Source organism: Arthrobacter sp. S39 (genome assembly GCF_004320525.1).
GTDB lineage: Bacteria > Actinomycetota > Actinomycetes > Actinomycetales > Micrococcaceae > Arthrobacter.
The window spans coordinates 81,477-95,399 of the sequence record NZ_SIHX01000011.1; the positions used below are offsets into that span (position 1 = coordinate 81,477).

Consider the following 13,923-nt stretch of genomic DNA (forward strand, 5'->3'; position numbering starts at 1 on the left):
CTCAGGCACCGGCCTGCCTCCGTGCCCGGGAAATTTCCTGCGGGGATTCCGTGGTGGCAGCCCCCGGCGCTGCCACCACGGAGGGTCCTGCCTCGTCGTTGGTGATGGTCACCAGGCCGTAGCCGTCGGCGAGGTTGAAGTCCGGGCCTGCCAGCAGCTGGACCATGAACTGCTCGTTCGATTCGTAGAGCATGTCGCCGTAGACGGTCAACGTGATGGTGGCCGTAGTGGTATTGGCCGCGAAGGTCACGGTGCCGGAAGCGGCGGCAAAATCGGAGCCAGCACTCGCGCTGCCGTCCACGGTCCGCCAGTTGACGGTCAGGGGCGTGCCTTGCGGCTGGTTCAGCGTCAGCGTGATCGTCACCGTCCTGCTTCCGCGGTTGCCCTCCGCCACGGTGGCGTCGCCGATCCGGACTTCGCGCGGGATGACGGCCGGCGGGGTGAACTGGCGGTCGTCGGTGCGGAAACGGAACCGGTCGAAGGAGGCGGCAGCGTCGGTACCTGAAACAGACTTGCCCAGGACGCCGGTGCGGCCGTCCGCCACGGAGGAATTGAAGACCCGGCTGGTGACCACCTGGCCGTTCAGTGTCAGAGTGACCACGGTGGCCTTGAGGACCAGGTTGAGTGTCTGCTCGCTGCCGGCGGCGATGATACGGGCGATGGCCTGGTCCACCACCCAGCCGCTGCGCAGGGTGGCATGGCCGATCAGGATCCGCTGTCCCGGAACGTCGAGGACCACGAACTTGTAGTCGTTGGCCGCGTAGTAGTCGAAGATGATGCCGGTGACGCCGAGGGCCCGGAACGTGGCTTCGACCTCGACGTAGGAGAGGCTGTCGATGCCAACGCTGCCGAATTGGGCGGCCGACAGGGCGGGCGTTCCGGCGGTGGCGGTGCCCACGTACCGGCCGGCGTCGGTGGTCCACGAACCTGCCACCGGCGTGAATGCCTCGGCCGCTCCGTCGTCGAAGTATTCGGTGCGGTCCAGCGAGATTTCCGGCGAGATGACTGTCAGGGCGATGTTGTCGAACCAGCCGCGGGCCTGCTGCGAGCCGAAGCCCACCAGTCCCTTGTTCAGGGCCACGGCGTCGCCGTCCACGTAGCGCGCCGGGAACTGGTGGCTGAAGGCGTTCTTGCCGTCGATGGTCACCGTGACCACCAGGCCGTTGACCACCACATTCAGGTTGTAGAACTTGCCGGCGCTCACCGAGCCGGGGACGGAGGCCTGGGCGTCGTACCACCAGCCGGACGCGTTGCGTTGTCCGATCACCATTTTGTTGATCGAGTCGTCCACGCCCGCGAACTTGAAATCGTCCGGGGCAAAGTAGTCGAAGATGATGAACGCGTTGGCCTTCCAGCCGCCCACGGCCTTGTCCATCGAGATCTTCGCCGCGAGCTCGTAGTAGACGGACTTGTAGGCGTCCGAGTACCAGACCGCGACGGCGTCCTGTCCCCAGCCTGTGGCCGTCACCTTGAGCAGGCCGTTCTGGACGGTGAACGCGCCCGAGTCGGTGGCGAAGCCCTGGAGCGTGCCGTCGTTGAAGTCGGCCCCGCGCAGGGTGTCGCGCCGTCCGCCGGGGATGTTGCCGGCCTGGGGATCCGTGGGGCCGCCGGTCTGGGTCTGCCACTGCCCGTGGTCATGCTGGGTGATGAGGCCCAGCTCGCCGTCGGGTTCACCGTTGCGGACGGCATCGTTGCCGGTGTCCGCCGCCCGGGTGGGGTCAGCGCCCTGGCTGCGGGACAGCGCGTACAGGAACATGGGCAGCTGCGGTTCCACCTGGCGGCTGACCGTGGCGATCCCGAACGGCGCGAACGGCACCAAGTAGCTGTTGAACTCGCCCACCCAGTCGATGAGCCGGTCGCCGCCGGTGTTGCCGATCAGGATGTCCAGGCCGGCGCCGCCGTAGACCCGGTCCTGGTAGCTGGAGTTCACGCCGTCGGGGACGTCGTTGAGGCCGTTGTTGCTGGTGAGCAGGTCGTCGGCATTGGAGAGGTCGTTGCCCCAGCCGGCCCAGATGGTGTCCTTGCCCGTGCCACCCACGGACCAGTCGTTGCCCAGGTCCCCGAAGATCGCGTCGTCGCCGTCGGAGGGCTGGTTGCTGATGGTTCCGGTGCAGTTGCCCTGGTTGTCGACGGCGATGCAGGCCGTCACCCAGTTGCCGGAAGCGGCGTCGTTGTTCAGGAAGAACTGGCGGGCCCACGGCGGGGTCACGCCCTTCCAGACGCTGCCGTCCGCGTTGAACAGGATCACCCGGCGCGGATCGTATTCGTCGTAGAGGAGGAACTCGCCCAGCCGGAGTTCGTTGTGGTTGTTGCTGTGCCAGGCGTTCGTGTCGGCCCCGAAGTGCAGGACGTCGCCCGGGTTATAGGGGTGCAGGAAGTCGATCAGCTCCAGGCCCACCGGGTTGCCGTTGGCGTCGAAGTGCTGGGCGTAGGAGGTGCCGAGCGCTTCCGATCCGGAGATGGCGTCGTCGCCGGCGCCGCCGTGGATGAAGTCGCCGCCCCAGCCGCCGAAGATGATGTCGTCCGAGTTGTTCGCATCGAACAGGGGCTGGTCGGCTACATGGTGCTGGCTGGCGTTGACGTTGTCGCCCAGGTTGTACGGGGTGAGGTCCACGGCCTTGGCCAGCTGCCCGGCGACATTGATGGTGGCCGTCTGCACCTGGCCCGGGGTGTAGATGAACTCGTTGAGCACATCCCCTTCGCTGGTGCGGGTGTCCGGGTCCACGGTGCGGAACCTGTAGACGCCGTAAAGCGGCTCGCTCAGCTGCGTGCACACCGCGCTGGAGGCGGTAGAGCAGCCGGTGTTGCGGCTGGTGAAGATCCGGCCGTCGTCGCCCAGGATGCCGTCAGTCCCGGTGCCGCCGGAGATCCAGTCGTTGCCCCAGCCGCCGATCAGGTCGTCGTCCTGCGCGTCGCCGTAGATGGCGTCGTGGTCGGCGCCGGTGTACACGGTGTCGTCGCCGGATTCGCCGTGGACCTCGTCGCGGCCGCCGATCTGGAGGTACTTCCAGGTGCCGGTGGCGGTGTCCAGGATGAGCGAACAGGTGGGCTGTGTGGGTGACCCGTTGCAGTCCGAGCCTGCGCCCTGGCCGAAGTTGGCGGGAACGAAGTCCGGCCCGCCCGGGGTGTAGTCGAGCAGGTGGACGCCGCGGACAACGATCGTCTGGGTCCCGTAGGTGTCGTAGTTGAAGGTGACATAGTTCGCCGCGCCGGCCGTGCCTGCCGGGTTGATGTCCGTGTGGTTGACGCCGACGATCCGGATGATGCGGCCGTTGTCCGCCACGATCGTGTCCGCGTCGCGGGCGTGCATGTTGGCGGGGAGGGTGTTGTCCGCCAGGATGCCACCGGCCAGGCCAGGGGTTCCGGCGATGCCGCTCACCTGGTTGTTGATGGCGATCTGCGTGCCGGCGCCGCCGAACAGGAGGTCGGCGCCGCGGTCGTCGCCGGGCAGGTAGGCCAGCGCCGGGAACGGCAGGCCGTCGGGTCGGAGCTCCGGGGTGGTGAGGGAGAAGAAGTCGCTGCTGCCGCCCACGATGTCGTCCTGGCCCAGTCCCCCGAAGACCACGTCGTTGCCGGCGTTGCCCTCGAGGTAGTCCTCGCCGTCGGTGGCTGCCTCGAAGGAGGCGATGACCGTGAGCACGCCGGTGAAGTCACAGACCACGTTGCCGGGCGTTCCGGTGCAGCCCAGGGGGGTGCGGGAGGCGCCCACGTGGTAGCTGGGGGTGGTGTCGTCCACCATGCGTGCGAAGGCCTGCTCGATGCCGCCGTCGCCCTGGATGACGTCGTTGCCGAGCTGGCCCAGGATCACGTCGTGGCCCTGGCTGCCGGCGAGGTAGTCGTTACCGAAGCTGCCTGCCCACTTGCTGCCCGCGTCCGAGGCGAAGTCGTGGAACAGGTTGGTGACGTCGTATTCGGCCCACCAGGGTGCCCCGTCCGGATCGCGGTAGGCACGCGGTGTGCCGTCCACCAGGAGGAGCCCGCTGTTGTCCTGGTTGACCGTCCCGCCGCAGGCGTTGGCCTGGTCCGTGCGGCTGTACAGGAGCGTCCCGCAAAGGGTCTGGAAGTGCGGGCTGGTCCAGTCGCCGATGGTCCGCAGCAGGTAGGCGTTGTCACCCAGGACAAGGTCGTCGGCTTCGTCGCCGTCGGCCATGTCGTGCCCGGCGCCGCCGATGACCAGGTCCCGGCCGAGGTTGCCGAAGATGATGTCGTCGGCGCCGCGCTGCAGGTTGCGGGACTCGACCGCCAGGACGGTGGCGAGCGCCGTCGTCTGGATCTTCTGCAGGCGGGCGTCCGGTTCGTTCGGGTCGGCCACGTTCTGGAGGATGGCGCCGTGGTCGCCGAAGATGATGTCGTCGTAGGCACTCTCCGGGCCTGCAGCGACGGTGCCGGCGCCCTCGCCGAAGATCAGGTCACGGCCGGCCACCAGGAGGTCGTCGCGTACCGGTGAGGAGTAGGGCTGGATGGTGGTTCCGTTGTTCAGGAAACCCGCACCGGTGACCGAGGGCCGGGGGCTCTGGTCGACGACGGCTATGTCCAGCGCCCGGGTGAAGACGTTCACGTTGACGCCCGAATCACCGTAGATGTGGTCCACCCCGCGCAGGCCGCGGATTTCGTCGTCGCCCGAGCCGCCGGCCAGGTGGTCGCCGGCCTGGCTGCCGATGATGAGGTCGTCGCCGAGTCCGCCGAAGGCCGTGAAGCCGACAGTGGGCAGCTGGGCCGCCGCGAGGTGGGCGAAGAGGCCGGAGGCGTCGATGATGTCGTTGCCGGCGTAGTCATAGGGGTTGGCCAGGCCCAGCATCCACTCGTCGTCCTCGTTCTCCGCATCCGGGATGTGGAGGAAGGGGTCGAAGGGCTTGGGGCCGAACTCCATGCCCAGCACGTCGTACGGGCGGCCGGAGTACCAGACGCCGTCCTGGCTGGTGTCGCCGTAGACCACCAGCGGCGAGCCCGGGCCGGCCGTGGCGTTCAGGTCGCAGGGCACGCCGTCTACGGGAGCGACGATGTTGCAGACGGTGATCACATCGCCGCCGATCAGCAGCCCGCCGTCCCGTGCCGCGTCAAACGCGGTGACCGTGAAGACCGGTGCGTCCCAGATGGCCACGCCGGCCGCGTTGAGGTGGACGGTGGGCTGCAGTGCCGCGTTCCAGAACGTCATGGTGCTGGCCGTGAGGGCCTTGATGGTGAACGGGCCGGCCAGGCCGCTGATGCGGACCTGCATGCCCACTTTGAAGCCGTCGGCCAGGAAGGAGCCGCCGTCGGTGCGGAGCAGGTAGTCGGTGTGCAGCTGCATGGTGCCGCTGGCGGTCAGCGCCACGGGCTTGGCCACGTGCACGTCGGTGGGCAGCACGGTGGCGGGGCCGCCGTAGAGAGGGCCGGAGAGGTACATGACCGACCCTTCGCCGCAGTGCGGGAACGGATCGTCGAACGGGCATGCCGCGTTACCGAAGCCCAGGATCATCCGGGTGAACGACTCCCCTGCCAGCTGGATGTGCTGCGGGCCGTGGCCGTAAGGGTCCAGGGCGAAGTAGCCGCTGCCGGGCAGGTAGGCTGTCAGGCCCCAGGGCAGTCCGTCGAGGCGGGTCAGGACCAGGCCCGTGCCCGCCGGGGCACCAACGCCGTTGCCAACACCCGGGGCGGAGCGTTCCATGTCGAAGACGTTCTGCATCAACGAGTTGCCGCCGCCGTGGACGGTGGTCAGGCCGCCGTGGGGGCCGGGGACGAAGACGTTGTAGTTGCCGTTGAGGGCAGGCAGGGCGTCCCCGCGGGCCAGTGTCAGGGTGAGGGCACTGACCTCGGTGAGCCGCCAGGCGCCCGTGACGCCCTGGATCATGACCAGCTGGCCTGCCACGAAGCCGTCGGCGACCCAGCTCCCGCCCGCCCGGATGACGGTTCCGCCGTCGTTCTGGGCGTTGGGGACGGTAGTGACGGCGCCGGTGAAGGCGACCGGCACATCCGCGGCGATGACGGTCCGCGGTGCGGTGGAGGCTCCTGCGGCAGGTCCGGAGAGCTGCAGCAGGTACATCACCGTGTTGTCCGTGGTGTCCGTGGGGTCGTCGTCGCCGAAGCCCACCGCCTTCCAGGTGCCGGTGAGCCCGCTGATGGTGACGGGCTGGCCGACCAGGAAGCCCTGGGCCTTCCAGTCGAACGGTGCGGGGCGGCTGAGGCGGTGCGTGGACCCGAACTGGCCTCCGGAAGCGGCCAGCGCCACGGTGCCGGTGAGCTTGACGGCGTCGTCCGGCTGCAGGGTGCCCTGGATGTCCAGGCGGTCGTTGCCGTAGCCGAGCATCAGGTTGATGATCTCGATGGTGGACTTGGCGCCGTTGGTAACGAACTCTCCATCAACGAACTGGACTGTGCCGTAGCTGATGCCGCCCGGGAACACCTGCGGTTCGCCGAAGGTCTGTCCGTCGGCTCCGCCATACGCGGCGCCGAAGTCCAGGTCCTTGGCCATGTTGAAGCCCTTGAGGGAGGTGCTGTTCATAACGCCGCGGCCGTTGGCCTGGGAGGAGTCGTTGTAAATGTTCAGGATGTCGATCTGCTTGCTCTCCGGCGCCTGGGTCGCGATCGCGAAGAGCGGGCCGTCCTGTTCGCCGGGGAGCTTGAGCCCCAGCTGGAGCGTGCGGTCGGCGCCGGTGACGCCGCCTTCCACGGCGAGCGGGCCGCGCAGCCGGGAGACCAGGTGCTGGCCTGCCGGGAAGATCTTCACGCCCTGCCGCTGCAGCGGCTGTTCGTAGGCGACGTCGGCCTCGAGTTCGATGAACTGTTCCTGGTACCAGTTTGCGGCGTTGAAGTTCACGACGGCGGCGATCCGCACCACGGTGAACGCTCCGGCGCCGAAGCCGGCCAGGGAGTCGCCGCTGAGCAGGAAGCCGCGCAGTTCAAGTTTCTCGTCGTGCCCGGCGTTGTCGCCGCGGATGACGGCGATCTTGGCCCGGATGCAGGTGCCGGCCTGGCAGATCTCCACCCACTGGCCTTCGCTGAAGCCGTCGGCGAGCCAGCTGCCGCCCGTGGGGCCGGCGATGGGCCGGACCAGGCGCCAGGCGCCGTCCACGAACTCCGTGGAGGCGGTGCCGTCCCACACTCCGGAGCGGGTCAGCCGGTTGATGCTGATGCCCGCACCGCCGGGGCACGCCGGTACGGAGGACAGGACCATGCTCTTGCCGTCCAGGGCGACGGACAGGATGGTGAAGATGGTGGCGCCGCAGCCGGAGATGGTGATCCGCTGCCCGGCCGCGAAGCCTTCGTCGCTGAAGCTGCCAAGGTCGCTGCCGTTGGCCCGGCTGATGGTGGAACCGGCGATGGCGAGGGCCCCGAGGAAGGCCCGGGCCGGGATGTCGCCGCCGATCACCTGGTAATCGGCCGGGGTCACTGCCACGCCGCCAACGGACACCACGTCCACCAGGCCGTCCGGGATCAGAGCAATCCGGACATCCCCGTTGGGGGCCTTGGTGAGCCTGATCGTGTAGCCGTCCGTGCCGCCGGGGATGGTGCAGGCGGTGTTGCCGCACTGGATCACCACGGTGTCCGTACCGGTGGGGATGCTGACCACATTGGGGGTCTCGTCGTCGTACACCAGCACGTCAGTGCGCTGCAGCCCGCTGCGCAGGTTCGGGAACGGGTAGGCGGCGGCCGCCGCGGGGGCGGTGAGCACGGTGTCGAGTTCGTAGTTGATGACCGCCGTCAGCGGGTCACCCGGGTCGCTGTTCGGGCGGGCATTGACCACGATCCGCAGCGGGGTGTTCCAGTTGCCGGCGTTGAAGCTGACCGAGTAGTAGGTGCCGCCGTTGCCGTCGGAGAAGGCGAGCCAGCGGCCGGCCGGGACCAGGCTGAAGTCGAGCTGGATGAGGCGCTGGCTGTCCGCGTCCATCCGGATCTTCACCCAGATGGTGTGTCCGGCGGCCGGTGCCTTGGCCAGGGTGAGCAGGAGGTCGTCGGTGCGCTGCGTGAGGGTGCTGCCTTCGATGACCAGGGTGCGGCCGTCCAGGGCGGTGCCGCCGGGCTCCACCTCGGTGACGTACACGCCGGGGGTGTCGTTGTCGTAGACCAGGGCGTTGACCTGGCGGACGGCGGCCCGGTGGAAGCGGGCGTCCTGGCTGATCACGCTGTGCTGGAGGACCACGGTGCGGTCGCCCTCGGCGCGGGGATCGTCCACGGCCCAGAGGTAGACACGCTGCGGCACGTTCCAGGTGCCGTTGGTGAACGTCAGGGTCACGGCCCGGCCGTTCTCGTCCACCACTGTGCCGTTGACCACGTAGTGGCGCTGGAACTCGGCGAACTCGTCGCACTGGGTGTCCGCGGTCCCCACGCACAGCCACACGGTGTCGCCCAGGCCGTTGGGCAGCGGAACCGGGTTGATGAGGCTGCCGTCCGCTTCCTGCGACGGCGGGAAGGCGGCGGAGACGGTGACGTAGACGTTCGACGTCGGGGCCACCGCAAGCTCCACGGTGTAGTACGCGTAGCTCCTGATGACGTCCGTGCCGGCCGCGCCTTCGCGGACCCGGGTGCCGCCGGTGCCTTCGCGGATCACCACGATGCCGCGGTCCTGGGTGGCCAGGTTGTACGGGACGCCGTCGGCGGTGAGGCCGTCGTAGCCGGGGTCCGTGGGCGAGGTGACGATGTGGTCCACGGCGCCGCTGAGGCCCTCGAGTTCGCGGGTGACGATGTCCGCCGTGACGTCGCCGGTCACGCTGATCATGTCCGAGCCGAGACCGCCGATGATCCGGTAGGCCACCCCGTACGCGGTGGACTGGACGAAGAACTGGTCGTCGCCTTCCAGGCCGTCCACCTCCACCACTTCGATCGTGGCGTATTTGACGTTCAGGCCGGCCCCGAAGATGCCCTTGTCCGTGATGGCGAAGTCGTCCGCGAACTCGGTGCCCAGGATGACCAGCTTGTCGAAGCCGGTGCCGCCGTCCACGTTGACGGGGGCGTTGACGTTGTACTGGACCTCGTCCTCGCCGCCGCCGGCCCGGATGTCCAGCGGCCGGGAGGTGGAGAAGCCCAGGCCGATCACGGGCACGGCCACGCCGTTGGCGTCCAGCGGGATGATGTCGTCTTCCCATATGGTGTTGTCGAGGTCGATGTTGGAGCCGGGCAGGTGGTTGAAGGTGGTGTGGGCGTCGGCGTTGTTGCAGACGCCGTCGCCGTTGCGGTCGTAGCGGGTGTAGCTGCCGCTGATGACGCAGGTTCCGAACGCCACCGTGGTGGGGAACGTGCCGCCGGCGGGGACGAAGGTGACGTCGCTGAGGCCGCAACCCGCGATGCTGTCGGCGTCGGTGTCGCAGACCGCGGCGATGGCGAAAGCCCGGACGATGAAGATGTCGTTGTTGTCGTCGCCGTTGAGCTGGATCTCGGCCTGGTTCGAGTAGACCGTGAACTGGTCGTTGCCGGTGCCGCCGGTGGCCAGCAGCGGGGCGTGGGCGCCCGGGCTGAGCCAGCCGCGCGTGGTGGGCACCAGCGCCGGGAAGGTGTCCGCCGGAAGGAGGGCGCCGCCGTCGGGCGCGTTCTGCCCGTCGCGCTGGGTGCCGAAGATCTGGCCGATCTGGAAGACGTCGTTGCCGGCGCCGCCGTCCAGGGTGATCGTGGCGGAGGTGTCGTCCACGTAGAAGGCGTCATTGCCGCCCTCGCCGAAGACCGTGATGCGGCCGTTGAGCGCGGTGTCGTAGTTGATCCGCTGGACCAGGGCACTGGGCTCGTTGCCGGCGGTCCGGTCGCGGTAGGAGCCGATGCCGCCGTCCGCGGCGAGGCTGCCGGCCAGCAGGGCCACGAACGCCGGATGGTCCGCCGTCTCCGTGGGGCTGAGGCAGCCGCTCGGGACGCCGGCGCTGAGCGTGAACGGGCTTTCGTTGTCGATGCACTTCAGGGCCCGCAGCAGGAAGATGTCGTCCGTGGCCGCGTTGGTGGTGGTGCCGGGCAGGTAGCCGTTGTAGGCGGCGGCGGTGTTGTTATAGCCGAAGACGGCGAGCTCGTCCACGCCGGCGTCCGGGGCGCCCGTGTCCAGGACGTTGATGACGTAGTTGCGGATGTTTCCGTGGCTGCCGTTGGTGTAGACGAAGTAGTGGTCGGACTCGCCCTGGCCGTCCAGGGTGAGGGTGTGCCCGGCGCCCGTGCCGGCCTGCAGGCCGGTGGGGCTGGTGACGACGTCCATGGACTGCAAGTACCAGACGGTGATGCGGTCCTCGCCGTCGGCGGTGTTGGAAGCGGCGGCGGCGTTGCCGTGGACCGTGGTCTTGGAGCCGAGGAAGATGTAGCCGGCGTCGCCCAGCTGCTCCTTGTTCAGGGCCGGGTTGGATGTCTGCGCCAGGTCCAGTCCGGAGGGATCGCCGAGCTGGATGAGGTCGACGTCGGAGCCGCCCCGGAGGTGCGTCTGGCGGTCCGCGACGGGGTTGGCGGCGCTGGGGGCGCAGCTGCCCATGGGGTCGCCGGTGGAGGCGCCCGCGGTGACGTTGCAGTCGGCGATGATGCGGCCGCGCAGGATCATGCTGCTGCCGTATTCCGGGTCCGGGACCGCAAGGGTGCCGCCGGTGTCCGCGTTGCCGAAGTCGCCGCGGATGTCGATGGACAGGTTCGCCAGGACCTGCGTGTTCTGGTGGAAGGTGAGGTCGTCGCCGACGCGGAGCTCCACGCTGCCGGTTTCGGCGAAGACGGTGCCCACCGGGACGCTGCGGAGGTGGTCGGCGTCGTTGCCGGGGACGGTGGTGTTGTCCTCGGCGAAGTTGGCGGTGCCGTTGCGGATCAGGAACAGGTCCTCGTCCAGTTCGGCGCTTTCGCGGACCGTGATGCGGATGTTGCCGGTGACCGCGTGGGCCAGGAGCAGCCGCAGGTACGCGTCGGTCTCCGTGAGGTAGATGCCGGTGCCGGCTTCCAGGGCGACGTCGTCCGCGGTGGCGGCGAGGCCGGCGTCGGAGGTCCCGTTGTTCAGCAGCCCGGTGTTGTTGGCGCAGTTCACGTTGGTGCAGGCCAACGGCGAGCCGCGGAGTGAATCGATGTCCAGGTCCTTGGCGGCGGTTCCGATGGATCCGCCGTGCGCGTCGATGTCGATGGTCTGGCCCAGCACGTCCGCGGCGGCGTCGCCGGCACCGTTGGCGCCGCCGTCGATGATGGAGCCGGCCCGGCTGCGCAGGGACACATTGCCGGTGCTGAGGCTGTTGTCCCCCGCGGTTTCAACGACGCCGATGCGCAGGTCGCCGGCCACCTGGTCGAGATGGATGCCGAGGGTCTTGTCGTCGTCGGCCGCGAGGTCGTGGGCGTTCAGGAGGCCCTTGGCCACGGCCGGGAATCCGCCCACGGCGTCCACCTGGATCTCCAGGAAGTTGTCCGGCAGGCCGATGCCGCCGGTGCCGGAGACGCTGCCGGCCTCGCCCAGGCCGTTGTCGCCGGCGGTGAGGGTGATGTTGCGGCCGGTGACGTCCGCGCCGTTCTGGTTGCCGGAGATGTCCAGGTCGTACGCGTCCACCAGGACGCCGTCGTCGTCGGTGTCCAGCACGCCGTTGTCGAGTTCGGCATCGAGGATCCTGCGCGCCGAATCGAGCCGGACATCGGCGGCGATCGGGGTGGCGCAGAGGGCCACGGCGCCGGTGCAGAGGCCGGTGGAGTGGATGTGGCCCACCCGCAGATCGCCCTTGCCGCTTTGTTCGATGACCCAGATGTTGCCGTTGTTGAGGACGTCGATCTTGCCGGAGCCGTCTATCACGCCGTGCTGCGCGCCGGTCTCGTCGTCCGTCCACTGGCCGTCCACGTCGGTGAAGGCCTTGATGGTCATGGCGGTGGCCGGGGACGGGTGGAAGATGGCGATGTTGTGGCCGGCCCGGATGTCGGTGAACGTGTAGTTCGCGTTGATGGCGGTGAGGTCGCTGCCGAAGGCCACGGCCACCACGGCCCCGCCCACAATCACCGGGGCGTCGGCGCCGCCGGTGCAGGCCGGCCCGTCGGGGCGGAAGTAGCAGGTGGTGGGGACGGACTCGATGGGGCTGCCGGAGCCGTACGGTGCCGGCTTGTTGTTCGGCGCGTAGATGTCCACGTTGACGTCGCCGATGGCGGGACCGTTGATGCCTTCCGCGCTGTCGCGCAGGATCACGACGGCGTTGTTCCCGGCCTTGATGGGTCCGATGACGGGGTTGATGGCGCCGGTGTTGGCGGTGAGCGAGTCGCGGCGGAGGACTGTGAGGTCCAGGTAGAGGTCCTGCCCTGCTTCGGCGTCGAGGGCCACCGGCTTCAGCACCGCGGGGACGCCGACCTCGCCGGTGTGGAAGATCTGGAAGAGGACCAGGGTGAGCGGGTTCGGGACGGTGCCGAGTGACCCCAGCTCGGAGTCCAGGGTGATGGTGTTGCTGTAGAAGGTTTCGGTGCCGCCGTCGGTGCCGCGCAGGATGGAGCCGCGCTGGTTCGTGAGGTGCGTGTTGCCGATGGTGTTGCGGATGTCGCCGTCGATGGTGAGGTTGAAGCCGGTGGCCGCCGTTGCCCGGAGGCTTTCGATCACGACGTCGGTGGCGGGGAAGATGTGGTGCACGTGCCAGAACCACTGGGTGGCCGGGGGTGCGTGCGGGCCATTGTCCACGGAGACGCTGATGGCCGCCTGCGGGGTGGTGGTCAGGTGCGAGTTGAGGGTGTTGATGGACACGCTCTGCGGGTCCGTGGTGCCCTTCAGGACGATCGCCTTCTCTGAGCTGTTGCGGATCAGCACGGAGTTCCAGGTCTGCTGCATGTAGAAGATGCCCAGGCTGCCGTGGACGAGGCCGTTGCAGTCGTCGTCGCAGCCGCTTCCGGCTGCGTTGGCCTCAAAGAGTGCGGCGGGCAGCTCGTCGTAGATGATGGGGTCGATCCAGATGGTGCCGCCGGCGATGGTGTCGCCGATGTTCAGGGCGGGGCCGAACTCGCTGGCACGGACCGTCACGTTGTAGGTCTTGGCGATGATCTTGCCGCTGGCATCGATGATGAGCACCGGGTTGGGCTCGCCCAGAAGGTAGACCGTGGACTCCCAGAGGATGTCCCGCTTGGGCTTGTACTGGATGTCCGAGTCGGAGGATCCGACGTCGAAGAAGCCGCCGGAGCGGTGCGCCCGGACGTACAGCCGGTCGAAGGACGTCAGCGCCGAGACCACCAGTTCGGCGGTGCGGATCACGGATTCGTCCACGCCGTTGACCTGGGAGTCCCCCGTGAACCTGACCTCGGCGTAGGCGTCCGTGTCGCCGCCGCCGCAGCCGCAGTTGGCGCTGGCATCTGCGGTGAGGTTGAGGTTGGCGTGCTGTGCCCGGATGGTCACGGCGTCGCCCTCCACGTAGGAGCCGTTGGAGAGGGTCACGGTGACGTTGTCGTTGACGCTCACGTAGGCGCTGGCGTCGGAGTCGGCGCCCAGGGCGTAGGCGTCGGCGGTGGAGGTGGCGAGTGCCCGCACGGTCTCATTGATGGCGTCGATCGAGCCGTCGGAAAGGTCGATGTTCCAGCGGACGCCGGAGCCGGCAGCCACCTGGACGGCTGCGCCGCGGAGGCTGGCTGTTCCCAGCAGCACGGTGTCAACGGTTGCTGCGTGTTCGCGCCCGATGCCCACGCCCTGGCTGCTGTCGTCGTTCGCATCCGAGTTGGTGCCCAGGCCGCCGGATCCGGAGGAGGCGATGGCCACGCCGTTGTAGCCGGCGGAGGCCCCGATGAGGACCGAGCGGTTGGCCACGATGTCGCCGCCGATTTCGGTACGGACGGCGTAGCCGATCTCGGCGTCAACATCGGTGTCCGCGCCGGCGATGAGCCCGCCCGTCCGGTTCACGGCCTGGCCGTTGACGCTGGTCATCGCGAAGGAGGTCACCTGGACGTCGGTGGAGGAGAACACCGTGGCGCCGTCCGAGACCTTGGTGGTGACGTTGTTGACGGCATCCATGAAGGCATTGGAGGCGCCGAAGCCCAGGAAGCCGCCGCCCTTGCCGACCGAGG

At 68.7% G+C, this 13,923-nt stretch carries 1 protein-coding gene (cut by a window edge); it reads right to left on the reverse strand.

The window, feature by feature from the left end; genetic code table 11:
• Nucleotide 1: 1 nt before the first annotated feature.
• A protein-coding gene (locus EYS21_RS23490; protein ID WP_165478365.1) for a Calx-beta domain-containing protein crosses the window boundary here: on the reverse strand, nucleotides 2–13,923 show its 3' portion. Its footprint extends 15,028 nt past the window's final position; only the last 13,922 of its 28,950 coding nucleotides appear in the window; the start codon falls outside the window, past its right edge — the gene reads right to left on this strand; its stop codon occupies nucleotides 2–4.